This is a genomic window from Streptomyces sp. NPDC001157 (genome assembly GCF_053598255.1).
Genome location: NZ_JBSFJW010000009.1, coordinates 201,328 through 225,782, shown reverse-complemented (window position 1 = coordinate 225,782; position 24,455 = coordinate 201,328). Strand labels below are relative to the sequence as shown.

Annotated in this window: 19 protein-coding genes and 1 pseudogene; 10 read left to right on the top strand and 10 right to left on the bottom strand. The window is 70.0% G+C overall.

The annotated features are described in order from the left end of the window. The first annotated feature begins 55 nt into the window (after positions 1-55). Positions 56-1,384 carry a class I SAM-dependent RNA methyltransferase gene (locus ACWDAG_RS19340; RefSeq protein WP_450696799.1) on the top strand — a complete coding sequence of 443 codons (1,329 nt, stop codon included), beginning with the start codon at positions 56-58 and terminating at the stop codon, positions 1,382-1,384. A 1,226-nt stretch (positions 1,385-2,610) separates the two neighbouring features. Here the strand turns inward: ACWDAG_RS19340 and ACWDAG_RS19335 are convergent. After that, positions 2,611-3,949 (bottom strand): annotated as a pseudogene (locus tag ACWDAG_RS19335) (MFS transporter). Then, positions 3,946-4,395, bottom strand: coding sequence for a hypothetical protein (locus tag ACWDAG_RS19330; protein ID WP_450696798.1), 450 nt, complete (start codon positions 4,393-4,395; stop codon positions 3,946-3,948). The pseudogene ACWDAG_RS19335 and the gene ACWDAG_RS19330 overlap by 4 nt, the downstream one beginning before the upstream one ends. 412 nt (positions 4,396-4,807) lie before the next feature. Here ACWDAG_RS19330 and ACWDAG_RS19325 point away from each other — a divergent pair, with 412 nt between their 5' ends. The 3 genes from ACWDAG_RS19325 to ACWDAG_RS19315 all read left to right on the top strand — a co-directional run bounded on the left by ACWDAG_RS19325 (position 4,808) and on the right by ACWDAG_RS19315 (position 8,613). Beyond that, a complete protein-coding gene (locus ACWDAG_RS19325; RefSeq protein ID WP_450696797.1) occupies positions 4,808-6,019 on the top strand; it encodes a sensor histidine kinase in 1,212 nt (403 codons plus the stop codon). Next, positions 6,016-6,714 (top strand): response regulator, encoded by a 699-nt coding sequence (locus ACWDAG_RS19320; protein WP_450696796.1) that lies wholly within the window; start codon positions 6,016-6,018, stop codon positions 6,712-6,714. The genes ACWDAG_RS19325 and ACWDAG_RS19320 overlap by 4 nt, the downstream gene beginning before the upstream one ends. Positions 6,715-7,008: 294 nt before the next feature. Further along, positions 7,009-8,613, top strand: coding sequence for an alpha/beta fold hydrolase (locus tag ACWDAG_RS19315; RefSeq protein WP_450696795.1), 1,605 nt, complete (start codon positions 7,009-7,011; stop codon positions 8,611-8,613). Here ACWDAG_RS19315 and ACWDAG_RS19310 read toward each other — a convergent pair. Next, the gene (locus ACWDAG_RS19310; RefSeq protein ID WP_450696794.1) at positions 8,600-8,761 is read right to left on the bottom strand and encodes a hypothetical protein; all 162 of its coding nucleotides are present in this window, start codon (positions 8,759-8,761) and stop codon (positions 8,600-8,602) included. The two genes, ACWDAG_RS19315 and ACWDAG_RS19310, sit on opposite strands and share 14 nt — an antisense overlap. Positions 8,762-9,017: 256 nt before the next feature. Between ACWDAG_RS19310 and ACWDAG_RS19305 the strand changes: the two genes are divergently transcribed. After that, complete coding sequence (locus ACWDAG_RS19305; RefSeq protein ID WP_450696793.1) at positions 9,018-9,548, top strand: TerD family protein; 531 nt, start codon at positions 9,018-9,020, stop codon at positions 9,546-9,548. A gap of 1,095 nt (positions 9,549-10,643) precedes the next feature. Here ACWDAG_RS19305 and ACWDAG_RS19300 read toward each other — a convergent pair. Next, positions 10,644-11,318, bottom strand: coding sequence for a hypothetical protein (locus ACWDAG_RS19300; protein WP_450696792.1), 675 nt, complete (start codon positions 11,316-11,318; stop codon positions 10,644-10,646). 580 nt (positions 11,319-11,898) lie between these two features. On the opposite strand from ACWDAG_RS19300, the gene ACWDAG_RS19295 reads away from it, so the two are divergent. Beyond that, a complete protein-coding gene (locus ACWDAG_RS19295) occupies positions 11,899-12,261 on the top strand; it encodes an ArsR/SmtB family transcription factor (protein WP_450696791.1) in 363 nt (120 codons plus the stop codon). 227 nt (positions 12,262-12,488) lie between these two features. Continuing rightward, on the top strand, positions 12,489-12,839 hold the full coding sequence (locus ACWDAG_RS19290) for a hypothetical protein (protein WP_450696790.1): 351 nt from the start codon (positions 12,489-12,491) through the stop codon (positions 12,837-12,839). Between the two features lie 40 nt (positions 12,840-12,879). On the opposite strand, the gene ACWDAG_RS19285 is transcribed toward ACWDAG_RS19290, so the two are convergent. Next, on the bottom strand, positions 12,880-13,539 hold the full coding sequence (locus ACWDAG_RS19285) for a zinc ribbon domain-containing protein (protein ID WP_450696789.1): 660 nt from the start codon (positions 13,537-13,539) through the stop codon (positions 12,880-12,882). 440 nt (positions 13,540-13,979) lie between these two features. Between ACWDAG_RS19285 and ACWDAG_RS19280 the strand changes: the two genes are divergently transcribed. From ACWDAG_RS19280 to ACWDAG_RS19270, 3 genes are all read left to right on the top strand, one after another. Beyond that, entirely contained in the window at positions 13,980-14,555 is a 576-nt protein-coding gene (locus ACWDAG_RS19280; RefSeq protein WP_450696788.1) for a TerD family protein, read from the top strand. A 529-nt stretch (positions 14,556-15,084) separates the two neighbouring features. Beyond that, the gene (locus ACWDAG_RS19275) at positions 15,085-15,828 is read left to right on the top strand and encodes a hypothetical protein (RefSeq protein WP_450696787.1); all 744 of its coding nucleotides are present in this window, start codon (positions 15,085-15,087) and stop codon (positions 15,826-15,828) included. A 152-nt stretch (positions 15,829-15,980) separates the two neighbouring features. Further along, positions 15,981-16,676, top strand: a complete 696-nt coding sequence (locus ACWDAG_RS19270) for a sigma-70 family RNA polymerase sigma factor (protein ID WP_450696854.1) — start codon at positions 15,981-15,983, stop codon at positions 16,674-16,676. A 301-nt stretch (positions 16,677-16,977) separates the two neighbouring features. Here the strand turns inward: ACWDAG_RS19270 and ACWDAG_RS19265 are convergent, their stop codons facing one another. The 5 genes from ACWDAG_RS19265 to ACWDAG_RS19245 all read right to left on the bottom strand — a co-directional run bounded on the left by ACWDAG_RS19265 (position 16,978) and on the right by ACWDAG_RS19245 (position 24,417). Then, positions 16,978-17,781 carry an ABC transporter ATP-binding protein gene (locus tag ACWDAG_RS19265; protein ID WP_450696786.1) on the bottom strand — a complete coding sequence of 268 codons (804 nt, stop codon included), beginning with the start codon at positions 17,779-17,781 and terminating at the stop codon, positions 16,978-16,980. Next, positions 17,778-18,743, bottom strand: a complete 966-nt coding sequence (locus ACWDAG_RS19260) for a FecCD family ABC transporter permease (RefSeq protein WP_450696853.1) — start codon at positions 18,741-18,743, stop codon at positions 17,778-17,780. The genes ACWDAG_RS19265 and ACWDAG_RS19260 overlap by 4 nt, the downstream gene beginning before the upstream one ends. Positions 18,744-18,817: 74 nt before the next feature. Then, positions 18,818-19,846, bottom strand: coding sequence for an ABC transporter substrate-binding protein (locus tag ACWDAG_RS19255; RefSeq protein WP_450696785.1), 1,029 nt, complete (start codon positions 19,844-19,846; stop codon positions 18,818-18,820). 70 nt (positions 19,847-19,916) lie between these two features. Next, positions 19,917-24,173, bottom strand: a complete 4,257-nt coding sequence (locus ACWDAG_RS19250; RefSeq protein WP_450696784.1) for an amino acid adenylation domain-containing protein — start codon at positions 24,171-24,173, stop codon at positions 19,917-19,919. Further along, entirely contained in the window at positions 24,160-24,417 is a 258-nt protein-coding gene (locus ACWDAG_RS19245) for a phosphopantetheine-binding protein (protein WP_450696783.1), read from the bottom strand. The genes ACWDAG_RS19250 and ACWDAG_RS19245 overlap by 14 nt, the downstream gene beginning before the upstream one ends. Positions 24,418-24,455: the final 38 nt, after the last annotated feature.

Here is a 24,455-nt window from a genome sequence, read left to right as displayed (position 1 = left end):
TGTCCGGCTGTTGTCTTTCGCCAATTCCCTTTCGATGTTGTGGAGTCACCCCGCCATGCAGGCAGAACCGAAGAAGTCGCTGGTCGGGGAGGAGTACGAGGTCGAGATCGGCCCCGTCGCCCACGGCGGGCACTGCATCGCCCGTACCGCCGAGGGCCAGGTGCTGTTCGTCCGGCACACGCTGCCCGGTGAGCGGGTCGTGGCGCGGGTCACGGAGGGCGAGGAGGGGGCCCGTTTCCTGCGCGCGGACGCGGTCGAGATCCTCTCGGCCTCGAAGGACCGCATCGAGGCACCCTGCCCCTACGCCGGCCCCGGCCGCTGCGGCGGCTGCGACTGGCAGCACGCCAAGCCGGGGGCGCAGCGGCGGCTGAAGGGCGAGGTGCTCGCCGAGCAACTGCAGCGGCTCGCGGGCCTGACGCCCGAGGAGGCCGGCTGGGACGGCACGGTGATGCCGGCCGAGGGCGACAAGCTGCCCGCGGGCGAGGTGCCTGCCTGGCGGACGCGTGTGCAGTACGCGGTGGACGCCGACGGCCGTGCCGGTCTGCGCCGGCACCGCTCGCACGAGGTCGAGGCGATCGACCACTGCATGATCGCGGCCGAGGGCGTCAGCGAGCTGGGCATCGAGAAGCGCGACTGGTCGGGCATGGCGTCGATCGACGCCATCGCGGCGACGGGATCGCAGGACCGCCAGGTGATCCTCACGCCGAAGCCGGGCGCGCGCCTGCCGATCGTGGAGCTGGACAAGCCGGTGTCCGTGATGCGGGTGGAGGAGAAGGACGGCGGAGTGCACCGCGTCCACGGCCGTCCCTTCGTCCGGGAGCGCGCGGACGGCCGTACCCACCGGGTCGGCAGCGGCGGCTTCTGGCAGGTCCACCCGAAGGCCGCCGACACCCTGGTGACCGCGGTCATGCAGGGCCTGCTGCCGCGCAAGGGCGAGATGGCGCTCGACCTGTACTGCGGTGTGGGCCTGTTCGCGGGTGCCCTGGCCGACCGGCTCGGCGACAAGGGCGCGGTGCTCGGCATCGAGTCCGGCAAGCGGGCCGTCGAGGACGCCCGGCACAACCTCGCCGACTTCGAGCGGGTGCGGATCGAACAGGGCAAGGTCGAAGCCGTACTGCCGCGCACCGGAATCACCGAGGTCGACCTCATCGTCCTCGACCCCCCGCGAGCGGGCGCAGGCCGCCAGACGGTGGCTCACCTGTCGTCCCTGGGCGCCCGGAGGATCGCGTATGTGGCTTGCGACCCGGCGGCTCTGGCGCGGGATCTGGGGTACTTCCGGGACGGGGGGTACCGGGTGCGGACGTTGCGGGCGTTCGATCTGTTTCCGATGACCGCGCACGTGGAGTGCGTCGCGATCCTGGACCCCGCTGATAAACGCTCTTGACCTGCAGTTTTCTGACTTCCTTCGTCGGCTCGACCTGTTTGGGGAGATGGGAACGGGTGAAGGCGGACGATGCCGCGTGACCTGCGCATTCGTCTGAGGGGAAGGGGTGCGTGGCGGTGGCGGAACCCGGTGGCTCTTGAGGCGTGACGCACGGATGACGCACGGGCTGAAAGGCCGTCAGGTCGTTGGAGGGCCTGGAAGAGGTGCGGAGACGAGCTGGTCGGCTTCCTCGTATGTTCACGTTTGTCTTGCTGCTGGGCCGCAGCAGGTAAGCCCACGTGCGATGCGTCTCCTGGCCCGGCTTGTCGCGGGCGGCGCGGCGGAGAACTGCAACGCCGCCCCCTGTGATTCGGTCGTGCTCAGCTGCTTTGCCGTCGTCGCGGACTCTGCCGAGTGGCAGCTCCACGATCCCGTGGGTCGGGCTGCGCAACTCGTCCAGCGACTCCGGCAGGCGCCGCCGGCATTTCTCCCGGGACAGCGCGAGGTCCTCGGCCTCCGCGCCCGAGGGGTTGCTCGGCGTGAGTGTGGGATGCCGTGGGCTGGAGGGGCATGACTCCCATATGGCGGTCAGAGAAGCGGTGAGGGCCCTGATGTGTGAGCCTGCGGGGGAATGAACGGGAGCGGGCCTCGTGGAGGGGAACTGGTCGGGGCAGCCTGTTCCCCGTAGTGGAGGGACGGGCGACGGAGCTGCCGGTTTCTGATGGTCAGATGTCCCGGAAGGGACCGGCGAGCCCTGTGACCTGCCGCTTTAGATGGGGCCGAGCAGCTGACCCGCGCACATTGCCTTTCCGCTGTTTCACGGCCATGCCCGTTGATGCAGCCGGAAGTCCCTGAAAAGTCCCAGGGGACTCCCATTGTCCGTGGCCACTCTTTCGGCTCTGTGCAGGATGTCGGGGAGATGTGCGCGATCGTCACAGCCGAGTGCTGGAGGAAGCCCTGGGCCTGATCCTCGGGGAGATTGACACGAGAGCGCCGGAGGATGCCAAGCGCGGGGCGAGCGGGGAGCAGGCCCGGGCCGGGCGTGAGGTCCGCCGGCGGGCGGCCGACTCCGCACGATCCGACTGTGCAGGGATGAGGGATGGAACCCCATCGGAGCGCCCTCGGCCCGGTCCTGTGGGATCGGCCGCGCGACGATGCTGGAGTTCGCCCGCAGCGCAGTCGGGTGTTCGAAGGAGGAGTGGGAGGGAGGAGGCAACCAGATGGTTCCCCCTGCCTCCCGTAAGCGGTCATGTCGTGGGATTCGTACTGGCTGGCTGAAGCGTTTCCTCGGGTTGCCGCTCCTGGGCGTCTCGCCCACTTACGCGGTCCATCTCGTGCCACTCCGGCCGCAGCCCGGTCAGGTTCGTGGTGAGGAAGTACGCAGCCCCGCCGGCGAGCAGCACCGGCGCAAGTCCGACGGAGGCCACCGCCGCCCCAGCGATCAGTCCACCGAGAGGGATGCCGGCCCAGGCCAGCGAGTCACCAAGGGCGTTGACCCGGCCCATCATCCGGCGCGGCACCCGCTCGAAGAGAACGGCACCCAGCACCGGGTTCAGGAAGCCCGCCCCGAATCCACTGACGGCGAACACGGCCAGTACCGCCCCCATCGGTGCATCGGAGGCGAGAATCAGGAATCTCGGCGCACCGGCCAACAGAAACCCGGTGAAGAAAACCATCCGGCGTCGTAGCCGGTGCGCGGCCGCCGCAGCGATCAGGCTCCCAGCCACCGCAGTGGCTCCCAGCACGCTGCCCATCAGGCCGATCGCAGTCGGCCCGTTGCCGGACTCTTTGGCCCAGACGGGCATGAGCACCGTGGTGAACCCCGCGTCCAGCAGATTGGTGACCCCGACCATGACGATGACGGTCAGCAGCAACAACTCGCCACGCAGGAACGCGAAGCCCTCGCCGAATCGTCGCCAGTAACCCGGTTTCGTCTCCCCAGCCTGGGAGGGGGCTTCCTCGACCGCATGTCCCATCCCGCGGGGCAGCGCCAGCGCGATGATCACCGATCCGAGCGCAAAGCAGCCCGCGTTGACGACAAGTCCCGTCAGGGGGCCCGAGCAGCGCCACCAGGGAGCCGCCGGCCGCCGGGCCGATGGTGGAGGCGAGCCGCTCGGTCACGCCGGCAAGACCGGTGGCCCGCTCCAGTTGCACCCCGCCGTGCTCGGCCGCCTCCGGGACCATGACTCCCTTGGCCAGGTCGCCGGGGCCTCGCACCGCGCCGACCAGCGCGACCAGGGCCAGCAGGAGCGGAAAGGACAGCAGCTCCAGGGCATGGAACAGAGGAACCGCGGCGGCAGCGGTTGCGCTGGCCAGATCCGTGGTCCAGGAAACGGCCCGCGGGCCGATCCGGTCCACCAACGGCCCGGTGAACGCTTTGACCACCACGTAGGGGGCCATCTCGCAGAAGGCCACCAGTCCGGTCTGGGTGGCACTGCCGGTCGTGACAAGAACGAACCAGGGCAGTGCCACGGCCGAGATCCGAGTACCGGTCAGCGATACGGCCATGGCCGCCAGCACCCCGCCCAGCGCCCGTACGGACCGCCTCCCGGGTATGCCGTCGGCCTCCAGGACATCCTCCGTCACGACGTCTCCGTTACTGTCGCTTCTTGAGAACCGGAACAGGTGGCCGACGGGGCGGACGCATCCAGCTCCGGCAGGAGGTGCGTGACCACGACGACCCGTTCCGCCCCCGCGGGGGCACTCGCCGCCGTCTCCGGCGTATCTCTGCGGTAACCGGCGATGACAGCCTTCAGCTCCTGATGCAAGGCGGCGGCCTCTGCGGTCGTGAGCCGCAGGCCCCAGTCCCTCATGTCGAACGTGTCCCGCCAGGCATTGACGCCCAGCCGCTCCGCAAGGCGGGTAGCCGTCGACGGGCCGTACTGCCGCAGCAACCCGACCAGCACCGGCAGACCCACCCGCGCGGACGTCGCCCACGGCACAGGGCGCCCGGTGTTCTTCTCGGCCGATCCGGTCGTGTCGACCCCGCGATCGGCGAGTTGCATCGGTGACTGACGGTGGTCGGACGACACGGCTTCCTCCTCAGGGCCCGCTCCCGGGTTCGGTCTGCGCTCTCGATGCCGGAAAGTTACGGGCCGCGACTCCTGCGCGTCGTCACCGACGGGTGGGCACTTACCGTCTTTGCGGGTCCCCCGAGCGAGCTACCCGGCTGTCCTCTCCCGGGGGACGCAGCCCCCGCCCCAGGACGCTAGGCTCACAGTGCAAGACTGTCCGGCCCGCAGCGCCGTGTGGTGTTCGATACCGAACAGGTCGTAGCGAACGGGCGGGCGGGTAGCGGACCACGGCCCGGTCCTCATGGCGCTCGGCGCCGGACGTACGGGATCGTGGATGATGATGACGGAAGACCGAGCGGCGCGTGAACCATCGTGCTCGGCATCCCCCGCGCCAACGGCGCGTGCGCAGGACAGGGGCCCCTCCGCACGCGTGAACCCGGTGGCCGTCGCAGCCGCACGGCTCCGCGTGCTGTCGCGGTGGTGGGGATCACGCCCTGCCGCCACCAGGGACCGCGGAGTCGCGCTTGTCTTCACGGTGCTGTCGTTCGCGGCGCCGCTGTCGCGGGTCGGGGCGCAGTTCGGCGGCCTCCCCACCCACGGCACCTCGGTCGCGAGTGTGCTGCTGACCCTGGGGCAGACCCTGCCGCTTGCGGTGCGCACCCGGTGGCCGGCCGCCTGCCTCGCGGTGGTGGGAGCCTCGTTCGCGGTGCACGAGTGCCTGGGCTACCCGCCGACCTTCGGCAGCCTGGGGCTGTACATCGCGCTGTACTCCGTGGGTGCCCACCAGGACCGCCTCCGGCGGGTCGTACCACTGGCGGCGACGGGCGGCTACGTGGTCTTCGGCGTCGTGCTGCATGTGCTGGGCTCGCCCGACGGACTGACCGACTACCTGCTCTATTACATGGTCCTGGCGGTGATGTGGGGCCTGGGTGTCCAGGTCCGCGGGCGGCGGGCGCAGGAGGCCGAGCATCGGCGCCTGTCCGTGCAGGTGGCCCTCGCGACGGAACGCAGCCGCCTGGCCCGGGAACTGCACGACGTGGTGACCCACCATGTGACCGCGATGGTGGTGCAGGCAGGCGCAGCACAGTACCTGACCGAGTCGCCGGACCGCCTCCACGAGTCCCTCGACGCCATCAACGGCACCGGCCGTCGCGCGCTGGCCGAACTCCGGTTCCTGCTCGGCGTGCTGGAGGCGACCGGTGATTCGGCGCCCCGGGAGCGGACGCCGCTGCCGGGCCGGGTGCCTGATCTCGTGGAGCAGACACGAGCGGGCGGCCAGCCGATCGAACTGGTCGAGGACGGAGAGCAGTCGGCCATGGCCATAGGTGCCCAACTCACGGCGTATCGCGTCGTGCAGGAATCCCTGACGAACGCCGTGAAATACGCCCCGGGCTGGCGGACGCTGGTACGGCTCGCGCACACCTCCGACTGGACGGACGTCGAGGTCACCACCGCCGGGACGGCCGACGGCGCTCCCGCGTCCGCCGCCCCGCCGGGCGGCGGCCCGCAGGTCTCGGGCGGCCGGGGCCTGACCGGGCTGCGGGAACGGGTGGAGATGCTGGGGGGCGAATTCGCGGCGGGGCCCAGCCCGGATGGCGGGTTCCGCGTGCACGCACGCATCCCCGCGGGAGGTGCCGCGTGAGTGTTCCGCCGGCTGCGATCAGGGTACTGGTGTGCGAGGACCAGGCCCTCGTGCGTGCCGGCTTCGTCACGATCTTCTCCGCCCAGCCCGACATGGAGGTCGTGGGCGAGGCCGTCGACGGCCGAGCGGCGATCCGCAGCGCGCAGGAGCTGAAGCCGGACGTCGTCGTCATGGACATCCGCATGCCCCTGCTCGACGGAATCGAGGCCACCCGGCGCCTGGCGGGGCCCGACTCCGCCAGCCCCGCCAGGATCCTCGTCGTGACGACCTTCAACGTCGACGAGTACGTGTACGAGGCCCTGCGCGCCGGCGCCAGCGGCTTCATTCTCAAGGACGCCCCACCGCCCGAACTGACCAACGCGGTACGCGTCGTCGCCCGCGGCGAGTCCCTCCTGGCCCCCGCCGTGACCCGCACCCTGATCGGCCGCTTCGCCGAACACGTACGCCCCTCCGCCGCCCACGCGTCCCCCGAGCGCGAGCGCCTCAAGGTTCTCACCCCCCGCGAGCACGAGGTCCTCCTCCTCATCAGCGAAGGCCTGTCAAACGCCGAAATCGCCACCGAGTTGGTCATCAGCCACGAGACCGTGAAGACCTACGTCTCGCGCATCCTCACCAAACTGGACCTCCGCGACCGCGTCCAGGCGGTGGTCCTGGCCTACCGGGCGGGGTTGGCAGGGGGCGGCAACCGAGCCTGACGGCCCTGAGATGCCGGCCGGGGCGGGCAAGTGCCACGGCCGCGCTCCTCCCCGACCGACCGCCTCGCCGAGGCGGTGTTCCAGACTCATGGACTGGCTGTCCGATCAGCGTGCTCCCCGCCCTGCGCAATGGCTCTCTCAGATGTTCCAAGGGTCCCCGCATCCCCCGAGCGAGCTACCGGATTTGTCCTCTCTGCGGTGACGCGCGCCACCGGCGGTCTCTTGTTGACTCGAACCGTCAACACAACGGCCGGACCAGGCAGGCCGACCAGCCGAGTAGCTAAGGACAACGCCATGACCACGATATGCAGTTCCGCGAAGCACGGTTTTCCCAGAGGCCGCCGGCTTGCCGCGGCTCTGCTGGTTTCCACGCTCGCAGGAACCGTACTGGCCGCGTGTGGCGCCGAGGCCCAGGGCGCGCAAACGGCCAAGGTCTCCGCCAGCACCGGCGAGACCGCGGGCGACGCCAAGATCACCTGGGGCAAGTGCCCGGCACTGGCCGAGGGACAAACCCGTAACCCCCACCTGGCCTGCGGGACGTTGGAGGTCCCACTGGACTACCAGAACCCGGGCGGCGCGAAGATCGACGTGGCGGTCTCCCGGCTGTCCACCGCCAAACCCGGGAAGCGACGTGGCGTCCTGCTGCTGAACCCCGGCGGGCCGGCGCTGGGCGGTCTCGACATGCCTGAAACCATGGCGTCCACACTGCCGAAGTCCGTGCTGGACCGTTACGACCTGATCGGCTTCGACCCGCGCGGCGTCGAACACAGCACCCCGCAAAGCTGCGGTCTGAAGGACCCGAGCGTGACCGGGCTGTTCCCCTATCCCGCCGCGGACGGCTCGATCACCAAGAACGTGGCCCTCGCCAAGGCCGACGCCAAGCAGTGCGCCGACACCGTGGGCAAGAACCTGCGGTACTACGACACCGCCAACACCGCCCGCGACATGGACCGCATCCGCCAGGCGCTCGGTGAGAAGAAGATCTCCTACTGGGGCCAGTCCTACGGCACCTACCTCGGCGCCGTCTACCGGTCCCTCTTCCAGAACCACACCGACCGGATGATCCTGGAAGGCAACGTCGACCCCACCAAGGTATGGGCCAACCAGGTCGCGGACACCTGGGGCAAGGGCATGGCCGACCGGTTCCCCGACGCCGCCCGCGTCGCCGCGGCGCAGAACAGCACACTCCAGCTGGGCACGAACGTCGCGCAGGTGACCCACACCTACCTCACCCTCGCCGACCGGCTAGACCGCACGCCCGCAGCGATTCCCGGCGCATCGGTGTCACTGGACGGGGCGCTGCTGCGGAACATGACCTACGCCCTGCTTCTGCACAACAACACCCTTCCCGTACTCGCCAAGTTCTGGAAGGCCGCCGACGACCTGTCCCACGGCAGCACCACGGCCGCCGACGCCGCGGTTCTCAAGGAGGTGTTCGCCGACTCACCGTCGTCCCCGGGCGTCCCCGCGGACAACCAGGCCACCATGTTCATGGCTCTGACCTGCGGCGACGCCGAATGGCCGCACGACGTCGACGGCTACGCCACCCGCACCGCCGCCGACCGCGAGAAGTGGCCGCTCACCGCGGGCATGCCCGCCAACATCTGGGCATGCGCCTTCTGGAACAAGCCTGCCGAGGCGACCGTCAAGGTCGTGGCCGGCGGCCCGCGCAACACCCTGATCCTGCAGAACCGCCGGGACAACGCCACCCCGTGGGAAGGCGGCGTCGGGCTGCACAAGGCCCTCGGCGACGGCTCCGCCTTCGTCGGCGTCGACAACGGCGGGCACTACGTCTACAACGAGGGCTCCGCCTGCATCGACAAGGCCACCGTCGGCTTCCTGACCACCGGCCACCTGCCGAAGAAGGACGTCTACTGCACCGACGTCACCCAGAAGTAACCCGCCGGAATCCGGTGGTCCCCGGATCGCGCATCACCCGCAGGTGCTCCTCGGCGCACCCGTCGAAGATGTCCGCGAGGTCGGTGACGAAGCGCATGACGATGGTGAACACGGCCCAAATCACCAGCCAGCGAGCCGCCTTGGCCATTCGCCCGTGTCGTCGCACAGCGAGAGCATATCCGCGGGCTTGAAGGGGAGCAGACGGAGGGCTGCGGCTCACCAGAGGTCAATTTCAGTGGCAATAGGTCAAGGAATGAGTGGAGGTGGACAATCGGGTCGCTGACTGAGGGGCTGGGCTTGGCAGCGTCAGGATGAGGCGTGCTAAGGAGGCATCAAAGCGCTGGTCACTGCACATACTTGTCGATGCGGGGGCGTCCCGCGGTGACTTGACGGGGAGCGGCAAGGTGAGCGGTGTTGGCAAGGGGCTGGCCAAGGTCGAGGTGAGGCTCAAGTGGGACCCGAGTCGCTACGGGGAGCCGGCGCGGCATCTGGACATCATCGCCGCGACCTATTCGGCGGATGACCCCTATGGGCGTCCGGTCTACGTAGTCCACTACGAGAGCCGCTCGCCGGACGGCACGATCAACATGACGCGGCACAGTGAGACCGGTATGGGGTTCGGCTTTGTCGAGGCGATGGTGCTGGAGTTCGAACGGATGTCGTCCGCCTACGGGCGGGTGGTGGTAGGCGTGGCCATCCACCAGGACGGTGGCCCCCGCACGTTCGGCGACATATCCAACGCCGGCGTGCTCGTCGTCGAGGGGTACCGGCAGCTGCTGACGGACGACTTCGCGGGTGTGGCCGACGCCACGGCCGCGACAGTCGCCGAGTTCGCCAGGGACGCATCGGGAGTATGGGAGTTCCGGGAGATGGTCCGCGGGTTCGACAGTGACCCGGTGCTGTTCACAGCGGAGATGGGCAGCGTCCGGCAATGACGCTGCCCCGGCGCCGGTCCGTAGGGAAGGCGCTGGTGCTCATCAGGGTGTTTCGGCTGACGGCCGCGAGGTTCGGGCGGCATGAGGGAAGGCTCCACGCGAGGGTGAGGCTCTGGCGGTGGAGATGCAACCCGCTGCGGCGGAGGGGCGATCTCGTCGAAGCCTGAGGGCTGCTCGTCGCGCGGATCCTTGGCATCCTGGGCGGTGCGACCGTGGGCCTGCGGCCGGTGGTGGTGGCGGACCGGAGCTTCGATGGGGGGGCGCACCGGGAGGTGACGGCGGTGCTCGTCGGGAACGCGACGGGTGCGGTGGCCATCCGGGAGAGCGAGAGCCAGCCCGGGTGGGCGCAGAACCAATGGACGACGCCGAATGGCCAGACCCGCACCTGCCGGTCGGACCAGGGCGCCTGATCATGCTTCTGCGGGGACACAGGTGCCGGTATGGACATGGGTCGGCGCGCGGGGCGCGCGTGCCCTGCTGGACCGGCGCCGCATGGACCAGCGGGCCCTGGGCTGGGAGCGCGCCGAGATCCGCCGAGGTGGAAGCCCCGCTGACTCGTTGCCCTCCGGTCGCAGGTGTTTCGCGCCGGAATTCGAGTTCCCAGCCTCCTGCTCGCGGGTGTGAAGAGCCTCACGAGCAGGAGTGCGTTGGAATGGGTGCGCCGTGAACCGGCGCGTGACGGTTGGCGGTCGCCGTTGTCGGTCAGGCCGCCTCTGCCTGAGCCTCGACGTCCTCGATGCCGGTGGGGCGGCCCGCACGGTTCCAGCGGATGGCTGCACCGGCACGACGGCTCGCGTGAACGTCTGCGCTCCGTGCACGGTCGACGCCCACATGCGCAAGGCGGTCGCCAAGGCCACGGCGGTCGGGCTTGCGGGGCGACCGGATGGGGCACGTCAGCGTGGACGTGGTCGGTCCGCGACGCACACGGACCGTTGCGAGCACCATGGCCGGGTCACCGTCGCGGACCCAGGGCTGCCACACGCCCAACAAGACCGAGGGGGACGGGAGATGACCGGAGATGACGGTGACACACGTGCGTGACCTGGTACGCCACATAGCGGCTGAGCAGGCGTCCCACGAGGTGTCTGTCGTCGGCTACGGCTTGGACAGGCGCAGTTTCCACGTCCCGTCCGACGTTACGTCGACGTAGTAAGGCCCACCGTTGATCATCTGCGAGACGGCTGATCCGTTGAAGGTGCCGATCTCGTTGAAGGGGAGGTCCTGCAGGGCTCCGTCGGCATCGAGGACCTCTACGGCGAAGTTGCCTTGGCCCCTGTTCGTACCTTGGATCTTGACCGAGTGGTCGGCGTTGAAGGGGCCTTCGACCTGATCGCCCTTGCCCTGGTAGGTGTGTGGGAGCGCGGCTGGGGATTGATGCCGAGGCTGTGTGATGCTGACTGACCATGCAGTGTCAGCGGTGATGTTCAGGCGGTAGCGACCGGCGCCGAGGCCCTCTGCCTTTGAGCCGTCGTACGCCCCGATGGTGTTGACCAACAGGTCTTTGGTCTGCCCCGACGAGTCCAGTAGCTCGACGGCGAAGTTGGCTGAACACGAGGAACATCTCGAGTGGAAGACAGCCAGGCCATCTGTCACGGTGAAGGACTGCGTCGCTTGCTTGCCGCTCCCCGCAAGGCGGATGGCTGGGATGGCGCTGGGAGACTTCTTGAGCGACGGTGACGGCCGGGACGACGCTGTTCCGGCTCCCCTTGAGGCGGGAGTCGTCGAGGTTGATGTCTTCTCTCCGCCGCTGTTGGCCACCAGGACGATCACCAGGATGACGACGACTGTCCCCGAGGGTGCCCAAGCAGCCCCAGAGGCAGCCGCGGCGGCGGCCTTTCGGCGGCGGGGCCGGCGGTCCTCCCGGTGGTGGTCCCCAGCTGTGGCTCCCGCCTTGGGCGCCGTCGGCCGCCCCTCCCGGAGGTTGCTCGGACGGGTCGATTGTGGCCATGAGGACCTCCTCCGCGGATGTCGCGACGGACAATTCCCCAAGTTAGGAGGGAGAGCGGCATCAGGCGCCCTGTGGCGGGCCGACCGAGTGATGCGAGCACGAGAGGGTTCGGCGACTTTCAACAACTGATTCCGAAGTACCCCCGACCCACAGCCGTGTCAAGGCGCCAGGTCTGCTCGAATCCTCTTCAGGCGCCATGGGCACGCTGCCTCGGCAGGGATACCCGCACCCCGCGCCGCAGGGGTATCCGCAGCAGGGCGGACGGCGCCGTTTCGGTGCTACGAGGACTGGCAACTGCTGTCAGGACCGACCGGCAGCCCGAGGGGCCCTTTCCTTCGCCCCTACACTGGGTGGCCGTATGAGTATCGGCTGTGACGCGGCCTGGACGGGAGAGGACCGACTGTGGCGGAGAAGGCCGGTGGCTACGAGGATCCGTCCGCCGAGGTCCTGGTGGAGGCGGCCGCGGCGTTCGGGCTGCTCGCCTCGTCGGCCCGGCTGCACCTCATGTGGGCCCTGTCCCAGGCGGAGAGCGACGTCACCCACCTCGCGGACCGGGTGGGCGGGGCGCTGCCGGCGGTCAGTCAGCACCTGGCCAAACTGAAGCTCGCCGGACTGGTTCGCGCCCGCCGTGAGGGCCGGCGTCAGGTCTACTACGTCGACGACCCCGACATCGTGACCGTGGTGCGCGTGATGGTCGGACAGCTGACCGCTCGCTCGCAGGCGACCGTGGCACCGGTGCATCGGCTCCACGGGACCGGCGGCTGAGACCACCCCGGGCCTGATGTACAAGGGTGTCGGCCGACGCGTGGGGGCCGCCTCCGGCACGGGGAACTGCCTCCCAGCCCACCTCGCCGACAGGATCGCCCGCTCCCTCGGCCTCGGCGCCGACCGCCTCGTCCTACGACCCCGCCGCCCAGGTCCGCCTCGTACACGAAGAACGAACTCATTGCGCAATCACGCAAGCGAGGTCGACCGTTTCATGGGAGTAGTGGGTGAGCGACCCGTGGGACGGCCCCACCGGGCAGGCGACGCGCGGTCGTACCGCCCGGGTGCCGGGACAGCGTACGGACGAGTTCGAGGGGGCGCCCCAGGGCACCGGCAAGGGCCTGACCCTGGTGATCGGCGGCGACTGGCCGAGCGGCACCAGCTACCCCGGCAACTCGTCCTCGCAGGCGCCCGCCGACGCGAAGGCCGCCGTCTCCGACGCGCACGCCTCGACCGCGGACCAGTCCAAGTCCTGCGCCAAGGTCAGCCCTTACAACACGGTCAGCCTGGGCGGCGTTCCCATGACCCCGGCGCAGGCGTACGCGGCCGCGAGCAGCGAGCCCGACTCCGACGCGTGAGCCGCTGACGGGAAAACGGAGGCCCGCAGCGGAGGTTGGGTCACCTCCGCGTGCCGCACCCCGGACAGAATGCCGCGCCCTCCGGCACGACGGCGGAGCAGGAGGCGCACTGGTTGGACTGGGCCAGGTGGTAGCCGCAGCCGGAGCAGTAGGCGGCTCCGTGGGTCTCGGTCCGGCACCGGGGGCAGACCAACTGCCGTGGCGTGGTGGGGTCGTAGGTCTGGCCGGCCTGCTGGCCCGCGGCGTACGCCCGCTGGGAGGCCATGTCGTTCAGGCCGCGCTGCTGGGCCGCCATGGCCTCGGCCGCGGTGTCCGGTGCGCAGTGCAGGCACAGTCCCTGCGCCGCGTTCCAGCAGCGTCCGCAGACGTAGTTCGTGCAGCGCGCGCAGCGGTTGAAATGCCCCTGCGCGTTGGCGATCGCCCGCTGGAAGGCATGGTCGCGGGCCTGTCCCCAGCCGGCCCCGGCGAGCCCGTCGGCCGCGGACGAGACCCCTCGACCGGCACTTCCCAGCAGGCTCCAGGCCATGTCGACGCCCTTGCCGAGCCAGGTGGCGGCCCGCTCACCGGCGTACGCCTCGAACGGCGACCGCCAGGTGTCGTAGCAGCGGGAACAGGAGAACTCGAACTGGAATCCGGCCCCGGTGCCGTTGCGCTCGCACAAGTCCCGGTAGTTGTGGCTGAAATAGATCTCGCTGCTCATGTGGTCCCCCCACAGTTTCAGGCCGTCGGCACCCCTGCCCTACGACGCTGGCGGAAGAGTACTGGTTCTCGCCAAGCGCCCGGCATCTGGCCGGGATCAGCCCCCGGAGCTGCCGGAGGCCGCCCGCGGGCTGGGCAAGTCGATGCGCGCTCTCGGAGATCTCCCGCACCTTGCGCAGGAGCCGGCCACGTTCTGGATCGTCTCCGGCAGCCTGTCCGGCCCGAAGAGCGGGACCGCGAGGACGGCCGGCGTGACGAGTTCCGGATCGGGTCCAGGTCGGAGAACATCTGCCATCCCTCGCCTTGTCGGCGCCGGTCCGCCCGGCGCGGAACCTCCGACGCCGATACTCTATGGGTTGCGCAAGCGGGGGAACCATCGCGGTGGGGTCTGCGTTGAAACCCGGTGACTGCACTGAAAGCCCACAACCGGGAGGAAGAGCCGTGGGAGTTTCCCTGGGCAAGGGTGGCAACGTGTCGCTGAGCAAGGAGGCCCCGGGTCTGACCGCGGTCCTCGTCGGTCTCGGCTGGGACGTGCGCACCACCACCGGCGCGGACTACGACCTCGACGCCTCCGCCCTGCTGCTGAACGCGTCCGGCAAGGTCGTCTCCGACCAGCACTTCGTCTTCTACAACAACCTCCGCAGCCCGGACGGTTCGGTCGAGCACACCGGTGACAACCTCACCGGTGAGGGTGAGGGCGACGACGAGAGCATCAAGGTGAACCTCGCGGCCGTACCCGTCGAGATCGACAAGATCGTCTTCCCGGTCTCGATCCACGAGGCGGAGGCGCGGGGCCAGAGCTTCGGGCAGGTGCGCAACGCGTTCATCCGGGTCGTGAACCAGGCGGGCGGCCAGGAGATCGCCCGCTACGACCTGTCCGAGGACGCCTCCACGGAGACCGCGATGGTCTTCGGCGAGTTGTACCGACACGGCGGCGAGTGGAAGTTCCGTGCGGTCGGACAGGGTTACGCCTCCGGGCTGGCCGGCATCGCCTCCGACTTCGGCGTCAACGTCTGACGGCGCCGCAGCGCCCGTCGCCCGCCTGACTGCCCCAATTCCCCGCGAGCGGGCGGCGGGTCCCCTCGGCCGTCGGGGGAGAGCCGAAGTCCGACTTCCATGCCCCCGCACCGCCGCCATCGGTGCGGGCAACCGGCTCCGCCGGCGCCGACGAAACCGCCGCCCCCCCCCACCGGCCGCTCGTCAGTCGTGGGTCTGCAAGCGGGCCGCGAGCGAGGTGACCCGCGCGGCCCGCGCCCCTGTCGTTGCGCAATCGGACGACTGCACGTCCGAGCGTCACGTGCAGCCGGCGCGAGCATGCAGCGGTGCACCGTGTCCCGCTCCGCGGGCGCCCTCGTTCTTTGCGCTTGGAAATGAGATCCAGGAGCCCGGAAGATGCCTTCCCCTTAAGGGGGTCGGCTCAAAGGCGCGATGAGTTCCCCGGATTGGCCAAGTACTGAATCACACCGGTCTCGTTGAGTGGCGCACCCGGTGAATTTGCGTACCGATCCGTAACGACCGCACTTCGGGTGCAAGGATGAAGCCTGTCATGGATGCCGGGTGGTGTGTGCGTACGGTACGGGCCGCAGTGTTCGCGGCCGTATGCGTGCTGCTCGCTGCCGTGGGGCACGTCATGATGTCGGGCTCTGCTGTGCCCTGGTGGGCCCTGCTGGCGGGGGCCGTGGCAACGGGTGGTGCAGGCTGGGTGTTGGCCGGGCGGGAACGCGGGCTGACGCTGATTGTGGCGCTCGTGGTCGGGGCCCAGACGGCGCTCCACTGGGGATTCTCGCTCGCCCAGTCCGCGACGGCGCCGACCGCCTCAGGTACGGCCGGCGGTGGAATGGGCTCGATGCCGATGGGTTCCATGGGGCACGACATGAGCTCCATGGATATGAGCTCCATGGATATGAGTGGCATGCACGCGCACTCCATGTCCATGGAGATGCACATGGGCATGAGCCACTCGGCTCACATGGGTGCAGGCGCTGAAGCCGACCTGGGGCACTGGCTGGTGAGCGGTATGCCGTCACTCGGCATGTCCGGGGCTCACCTGGTGGCCGCCGTGCTGTGCGGCCTGTGGCTGGGGTACGGCGAGCGTGTCGCGTACCGGCTGCTGCGCGCCGTGGGCGGGTGGCTGGCCGCGCCGTTGCGGCTGGTGCTCACCCTGCCCGCGCTGCCGCGTCGTCCGCGCCGTCTGGTGCGGCGGAGCCGTTCGCGCTGGGCGCCGAACCGTCTTCATCTCGTTCACGCGATCACTACTCGGGGACCTCCCTTGAGGGCCGCTGTCGTCTAGAACAGCAGGCTTCCCGAGGCGGTTCGAGGGTGTCGTGGACACCACGCCTCGGTTCGCGGTCGTGCCCGCGCACGGTCGCAGTCCCCTTGTTGCTGGAAGCGGCGTGTCTGTATGCCGCCGCCCTTCCATGCGTGAATCGCGAAGGACATCAGGTGTTTGCTCCTGCCCTGCCCGCCCTGCATGGGCGACGCAAGAAACGTAAGAAGCACGACAAGACCGAAGAAGTCGACCAATTGATCACCGGATGGGCGCTTGCCGCCCGAGGCGGCGATGCCGAGGCCGTCGAGCGGTTCGTCAACGCCCTGCACCGCGACGTGCTGCGCTACGTCGCACACTTGAGCGCGGACCCGCAGTCGGCGGACGATCTGACCCAGGAGACGTTCATACGGGCGTTGGGCAGCCTGCACCGGTTCGAGGGCCGTTCCTCGGCCAGGGCCTGGCTGCTGTCGATCGCCCGTCGGGCTGTGATCGACGACTTCCGGCGTGCCGCCGCGCGGCCCCGCCTGGCCGATCGTCATGACTGGCGGCAGGCCGCCGAACAGACCCAGCCGGTCGACGTGCCGGGGTTCGAGGAGGGCATCGCGCTCCTCGACCTGTTGGCCACGCTGCCCGACGAACGCCGCGAGGCGTTCGTCCTCACCCAGTTGACCGGCCTGTCGTACGCGGAAGCGGCCGATGTCACCGACTGCCCTGTCGGGACGATCCGTTCCCGCGTGGCCCGGGCCCGCGCGACACTTCTGGATCTGCTCGCGGAGCCGGAGGAGCCCTGTTCGGACGGCGACGATCCGCTGCCGGCCATCCGGCCGCGTCACGCGGCGGTGGCCGTCCTGGCTGCCACCGCGGCCTGACGGGAGGTTCGGTGCCTGCCTCGGCAGGCACCGAGCCTCGCCCGGGATCCCCGATACACCCGAGGGGACGGGCTCTTGAACGAGCGTCACTCCGCATCCCGTCCGCCTGGTCACGGTCGGGCGAGAGGAGGGGTGCGGTGACGGCACGCGTGTGCTGAAGAAGGGCAGTGGGTACCTGGACCGGCTCACACCGGCGCGGGCGTGTCCGCAGGCATCGACCTGGCCTTCCACCTGGTGGAGCGGCTCGACAGCGCGAAGGCGGCGACCCAGGTCCGCCAGGGGACGCAGTACGACCGGACCGTCAGCCGGCTTTGGCCTCCGACAGCCGCTCCAGGGCGAGAGGCTGGGCTCCGTAGGTGATGCGTACGACACCGTCGGCGTGGCGGTCGGCGGTGGCGGCAACGCCGAACACCTCGCGCAGGAGGTCGGGCGTCAGCACCTCCAGTACCTGGCCCGCGGCCACCACCTGCCCGGAGTGGAGTGCCACCAGGTGGTCGCACAGGCGGGCCGCCAGGTCGAGGTCGTGCAGGACGGCGAGGGTCGTGATGCCGGTCGCCCGGACGAGGTCGAGGAGCTCGAAGCGGGCGCGGATGTCGAGGTGGTTGGTGAGTTCGTCGAGGACGAGGAGCCGGGGTTGCTGAGCGAGTGCGCGCGCGAGCAGCACGCGTTGGCGTTCGCCTCCGGACAGGCTGGTGACGTCGCGTTCGGCCATGTGCCGGATACCGCACAGGTCGAGAGCCTCGTCCACGGCCTTGTGGTCCTCGGCGCTGTCGCGGCCGATGAGGCCGTGGTGCGGCGTGCGGCCGAGAGCCACGATCTCGGTGACACACATGCCCGTCGGACTGCTGGTGGCGTCCTGGAGGACGGCGGCGGTGCGGCGGGCGGCGCCGCGTGCGGTCAGCCCCCATACGTCCTCGCCGTCCACCCGCACCACGCCTCGGTGGGGGCGCAGTGACCGGTAGACGGTGCGCAGCAGTGTGGACTTGCCGCTGCCGTTGGGGCCGATGAGGCCGACGATGTCGCCCGGCTGGGCCTCCAGGTGCACGTCGTGGAGGATCGGGCGGTGGCCGAGTTCGACGTGGATCTGTTCGACGGTGAGCTTCATACGGTGTCCAGGCTCTTGTTGCGGCGCAGCAGCCACAGGAAGAAGGGCGCCCCGAACAGGGCGGTGAGGATGCCGAGGGGCAGTTCGTCGGGGCGGTTGACGGTGCGGGAGAGCAGGTCGACGACGACCAGGTAGATGGCGCCGACCAGGGCGGCCTGGGGGAGCAGTCTGCGATGGTCGGCGCCGGTCGTGAGGCGCACCAGGTGGGGGATCATCAGGCCGACGAAGCCGATCCCGCCGGCGACGGCGATGACCGTGCCGGTCACCAGGGAGGACAGCGCCAACAGCACGGCGCGCAGCCGGTGTACGTCGACGCCGAGGGCGGTGGCGGACTCGTCGCCCACGAGCAACGCGTTGAGACGGCGGCCGAAGAGCGCCAGGACCACGGTGGTGGTGAGGACGACGGTCGTCACAACGGGCAGCTGCCCCCACTGGGCGCCGGCGACGCTGCCCAGCATCCAGAACATCACCGTGCGCAACTCGGTTGGCGTCGCCCGCAGTTGCAGGTAGCTGGTGGCGGCGAGGAACAGGTAGCCCACGGCGACACCGGACAGGACCAGGCGGGTGGGGACGAGGCGTCCTTGCTTCTGCCCGAGGAGGAAGACGAGGGCAGCTGCCGCGGCGGCGCCGAGGAAGGCGGCCGAGGACACCCCGAGTCCGCCGAGCGCGCCGCTGGTGAGCGTGATGACGAGCACGGCCCCGAGCGAGGCGCCGGACGAGACGCCCAGCACATACGGGTCGGCGAGCGGGTTGGCGACCACGGCCTGCAGGACCACACCGGCGACGGCCAGCCCCGCGCCGACCAGTGCTGCCAGCACTACACGCGGAGTACGGAAGTTCCAGACGATCTGGTCCATGGCGGGGTTCGTGACTGTCCCCCCGCCGGTCAGATGGCGCCAGATGATCCGCCACACGTCACCCACCGGCACGGTCACGGCGCCGATGCTGATGGCCACGACCATGGCGGCAACGAGCACGGCGAGCAGCAGCACCAGCGCCAGGACGGGGTTCAGCCGCTTTCGCCGACCCGGTCCGGTCAGAAGGCGTCCGGGTGCAGCAGCCTGGCGATCTTCTCCACTGCGAGGTCGTTGCTGGGTCCGAGGTAGATCGAGTCGGACAGCACGAGGGAGCGCTTGTTCTTCGCGGCCGGCCACTGGGGGAACTCCTTGAGCAGTTTGCGGGCGTACGCCTCGGGGTTCGGGTCGTTGTAGCTGATCACCACGAGGGCATCCACCTGCTCGGCGGCGACCTTCTCCTTGCTCAGGTCGGCGAAGGCGGTCTTGGAAGCGGAGGAGAAGGCGTTGCTGCCGCCCGCCTTGGCGAGGATGTCGTTCCAGATGCCGCGGGCCGCGACGGAACTGAAGTCGTTGCCGCCCATGCTCATGTTGGAGAACACCACCATGACGTTGGGCTTCTTCTCGCCCTTCACCTTGGCCGACACGTCGCTGATCCGCTTGCGTGACTCGGTGACGAGCTTGTCTGCGCGCCCACTGACGTTGAAGATCTTCCCCAGGTCGCGCAGCAGTTGATAGCTGTCGTCGATCGTCATGTGGGAGGTGTCCTGGTCACAACCCTGCGGGGACACATAGGTGTTGGCGCCGACCGCCTTGAGGTCGTCACGGGTCGCGAAGCCGTTCTTGGCGTCGAACCCGTACGAGGTGGTGGACAGCACCAGGTCCGGGCTCAGGCCCAGCATGGCCTCGCGGGGGATGTCGTAGGCGTCGTTGAGCTTGATGTCGCCGGTGGGCAGCTCCTTGATGGCCGCGGCCCGGCCGGGGACCTCGGAGCGGCCGTAGGACTGCTCGTTCGCCACGATGCGGTCACCGAGCCCCAGCGCCAGTAACGAGGAGACCTCGGCGACAGAGGCACCGTTCATGGCGACCACCCGGCTGGGTGCCTTGGTGTACGTCGTGGTCTGTCCGCAGTTCTTGAGGGTGACCGGGTATCCGGGGTCGCTCGCGTCCGCCGCGGCCTTGGCCGTCGGGGACGACGAGGCCCCGCATGCCGTGGCGGCCAGGCACAGGGCGCCGGCCAGGGCCACGGCAGCGGGCCGTTTCGTCTGCACACGATCTCCTTGGGACGGGAAGGACTCCGCTCAAGTAGTCGGTGCGAGGTGGACCTGAGTTCCCAGGGGGTCAGGCGTTCCGCCCTCCGGGTGGCGGCAGGATTCCGTTTTTCACGCAGTGGTCCAGGTATCGGAACACCAGTGCCCGATCGGCCTCCGGGCATGAGATACCGGTGCCTTCGAGACCTCGCACCACGTTGTCCGCTCGGACCCGGCCCAGCGTGAGATCCGGCTCGGCGTCTTCGTCCCCGGTCAGGGAATCGAAGAACGCTCCGGTCGTCGCCGCCACGTCGGCGGAGCGGGGCAGGTCCCGGCGCCACTGCGTCAACGGGATCTGTTTGACGGCGTATCCGTACTCCCGCACCCAGCCGTATACGTCGGCCAGTCGTACGGGGGCGACAGGGGCGTGGTTGAAGACCGTACCGGGGGCGGCGGTCAGGGACAGCCGTACGACGGCGCGGGCGACGTAGTCCGCCGGGGTCCACACCTCGGCCTCGAACAGGTCGGGCACGATGCCGGCGGGGATGCCGGAGGCGAGAACGCTCCACAGGAAGTCCCGCCGGTTCACCTGGCCGGTGTCCGGTGCTCCCGTCACGCGGCCCAGGCGGTGCAGGGTGACGGGGAGACCGCGCTCGGCGGCCTGTTCCAGGAGGCGTTCGGATGCCCACTTGGACTGCTGGTAGCCGCTGACCAGCCCCGGGTGCGGCGGGAAGAACGTCTCGGGTACTTCCGGACTGTGGCTGCGGGGCGGAGCCACGGACAGGGTCGACACCAGATGGACCGGGATCGAGCGTGCGGAGGCCAGGCGCAGCAGCCGGCGGGTGGATTCGGTGTTGGCGGCGCGCAGGCTGCCGTACTCGCGCATGATGCTGACCGTCGCCGCGTTGTGGACGATGACGTCGCAGGTGTCGGCCAGTTCGGCGAACCGGTCGCCGGCCAGCCCCAGGTCCGGGCGGGCGAGGTCGGCGGGGACCGCGGTGATCCGCTCGGTGCCCGTCGGAAGCGGGATCTCCTGGGCGGCCAGGGCCTGGTGGATGCGGCCCGCGGCCTCGGCGGGGGTCGCGGCCCGGACCGGGCAGACGATCTCGGCGTCGGTGGCACGGAGCAGTTCGGCCAGCAGATGGGGGCCGACGAAGCCGGTGGCGCCGGTGAGCAGGACGATGCGTGGTGTTCCGGTCGTGCGGCGCGAGGCGCCGGGCCGGATGTCCTCGTCCAGGACGGCATCGGCCGGCACGGCCCCGGGCAACGCGGGCGCGGCGGCCGAGGCATTTTCGCGGTGTCCCAGGCGGTGTGCGAGTTCGGCGGCCGTCGGGTGCTCGAAGAGCCAGGCGACGCGGACCTCACGCTCCAGCTCCACGCCGAGCCGGTTGGCGACCTGGATCGCCTGGAGCGACTGGGCGCCGAGGTCGAAGAAGTCGTCGTCGGGCGCCATGCGGTCGACGCCCAGGATCTGGGCCCAGATAAGGGTGATGATCGCCTCCAGGCCGCTCGCCGGCTCGACCGGGACAGCCCGGTCTGCCACGACGGTGCTGAGGGCGTTCCTGTCGATCTTCCCGGTGCTGGTACGCGGCAGCCGGTCGGTGAACTCCACGGCCGACGGAACCATCGCCGCCGGCAGGACCTTCCGCAGCCCCTCACGCACCTGAGTGGCGGTGGGTCGGGGATCCTCCGCGACGACGTGGGCGGCAAGCCGCCGTGTCCCGTCCGGCAGCACCTGTCCGACCACGGCAGCTTCGCGGATGCCCGGTTGGGCGAGGAGGGCCGCCTCGACCTCGGAGGGATGGACGCGATGTCCGCTGATCTTGAACTCGTCGTCCGCCCGTCCGAGGAACCGCAGTTGTCCGTCGTCGCCGAGGCGCACCAGGTCGCCCGTGCGGAACGCCCGTGGACTGCCGGGCAGTTGGGGGAGTGGCGCGAACCGTGCGTCGTCCGGTGCGTCCGCGCCGCGGTACCCCAGGGCCAGTGCGTCTCCGAGGAGATGGAGTTCGCCGCCGACGATGGCTGTGCGCATGCCGGGCAGCGGGATACCGATCGGTACGTCACCGGGGTCCGCGCCGGCTTCGTGGAGTGCGGCGACGGTGGCGACGACCGTTGCCTCGGTCGGGCCGTAGGTGTTGAACAGCTGAACCGACGTGCCGACCGTGTTCCTCCAGCACTCGACGCGTTCGGGCAGGGCGGCCTCTCCGCCGATGATGACGGTCCGCACCCCGTCGGGCAGCGGAGTGGCAGCCGTGGAGACGGTGTAGGCCAGTTCGTGCCAGTAGGCCGTGGGCAGGTCCAGCACACTGATCCGCAACTGGTCGACCGCGCGCAGGAAGTGGGGCACCGACTCGGTCATCTCGCCGGTGCGCACGACGAGGGTGGCGCCCGTGCACAGGGTGAGGAAGACCTCCTCGACGCTGGCGTCGAAGTGCAGGGGCGCGAACTGCAGGACGCGGTCCTCGTGGCGAAGGCCGTAGCGGTGCGCGGCACCTGCGACGAAGGTGGCGAGCGCGCGGTGGCTGATCTCCACGCCCTTGGGGCGGCCGGTGGAGCCCGAGGTGTGGATGAGGTAGGCCAGTTCGTCCCCGATTCCGGCCGGGGCGAGCGGTGCCTCGGCGTCGTCGCCGGGGGCATCCAGCAGAAGGGCGGGCCGACCTGCGAAGCGAGCCGCGTACGCGCCGTGGGTGAGGATGAGCGAGGGCCGGGCGCTTTCCAGGAGCGCTTGCGTCCTCGAATCCGGGGCGTCGGGGTCGAGCGGGCAGTAGGCGGCGCCCGAGAGCAGGACGGCGAGGATGGCCTCGACGGCGCCGATGCCGCGTGGCAGGGCGACGGCCACGACCGCACCGGGGCCGACATGCCGGGCGGAGAGACGTCGGGCGAGCTGTCGCGCGGAGCCGAACAACTCCGCGTAGGTGACGCTCCGTCCGTCGTGTTCTACGGCGGTGGCGCCACCGCGCCGGGCGGCATGGTCGGCGATGAGGCTCAGCACAGGTCGGGCCGGGCCGGGCAGGGGTCCGCCGTCCAGGACGGTGCACGGGCGCCGGCCGATCGCCCGGTCCGGCTCGGCGAGGGCCTCGCGCAGCAAGGCCAGCAGTCCCTGCTGGTGTGTGGCCAGGTCTGCCTCGTCGTAGAGGTCCGGATTGGCATCGACGGCGATGCGCAGGCCCGCGCCCTCGGCGCGGTCGTACACATTGACCGCGAGGTCGTCGACGGGCCCCGCCGAGACGTTGTGGACCGTGCTGCGGTGCCCTGCGAACCGGAGGTCGTACTCGAAGGGCATGATGTTCACGCCCGGACCGGACAGCCGTCGCCTGCCGCCGACCAACTTCAGGTCCCGGCGCAGCTCTTCGTAGCGGTACCTCTGGTGCGGCCGGCCGGCCCGAAGCTCCTCGGCCACCCGGGCGGCGAGGTCCCGCAGGCCGTCCTGCTCGTCCACCGCGACACGCAGCGGCAGGATGTTGCGCACCATGCAGGGCACGCGCAGGGACACCGATCCGAGGCGGCCCATGGCCGGAAGGCTCAGCACGACCTCGGGGGCGCCGCTGACCCGGTGGATGTAAGCGGCGGTGACGGCGAGCAGGAGATCGGACCAGGTCACCGACAGATCGTCGGCGACGGCGCGCAGTCGCTGTGTCTCGTCGGGGTCCAGGTCGACGACGCGGCGCAGGAAGGTGCGGGCGGGAAGCGCCTGTCCGGAGGCGAGACTGGGGATGGCCGGGCGGTCCGCGAAACGCTGGGTCCAGTAGGCACGGTTCTTGGTGAAACGCTCCGAGGCGCGGTAGGTGGCTTCCTCCTGCCGGACCGATTCCAGGGGGCCGAAGCCGCTCTCGCCCAACGGGGCGTCCTCCACCAGGGCCGTGTACACCTCTGCCACGCGGCGCGCGACCAGCGACAGACCGAATCCGTCGAGTGCGATGTGGTGGACGCGGTGATACCAGAGGAATGCGTCGGGGGCCGTGCGCAGCAGGGCATGGCCGAAGACCGGGTCGCGTTCCAGGTCGAGGGGGCGGGCGATGTCCTGGGCCATCCATGCGAGGGCGGCCCGGTGTGGGTCGGCTGCGGTGGTCAGGTCGGCGATGTGCGGTTCCCACTCGATGCCGGGGAGGCTCACCTGCCAGGGGCGGCCCGTCTCGTCGGTGACGAAGCGGACGTTCAGGGCCTCGGCCTCCGCCACGGCGTGGCGCAGGGCCTTCTCGAAGGCTGTCGGGTCCACCTCGCCGTGGATGTGCACGTATTCGGCGGTGTTGTAGGCAGGGCTGTGCGGATCGAGGTGGTGGCCGGTCCAGATCCCCTCCTGGGCGGCGAGGAGCGGGTGGCGCTCGGCGCTCGGATCAGGCGTCGGCATGAGCCGCTCCCGCCTGGCGTTCGGACAGCAGCTGCCACCATTCGCCGAAGGAGGTGCGCTCGGCGAGCTCGATGAAGCTGACCTCCGCACCGGCGCTCCGCCACTTCTCGGCGAGGGTGGTGATGCGCAGCGAGTCCAGGCCCGCGTCCAGGGGGTTTTCGTCCAGGTCGACTTCGTCCGGTTGCTGGTGCAGGAACTCCGCCAGATCCGCGCGGAAGGCGTCCAGTGTCAGGGGCTCAGGCATGGTGTTCTCTCTTGGTGGCTGCACGGGATGGCGGGTGC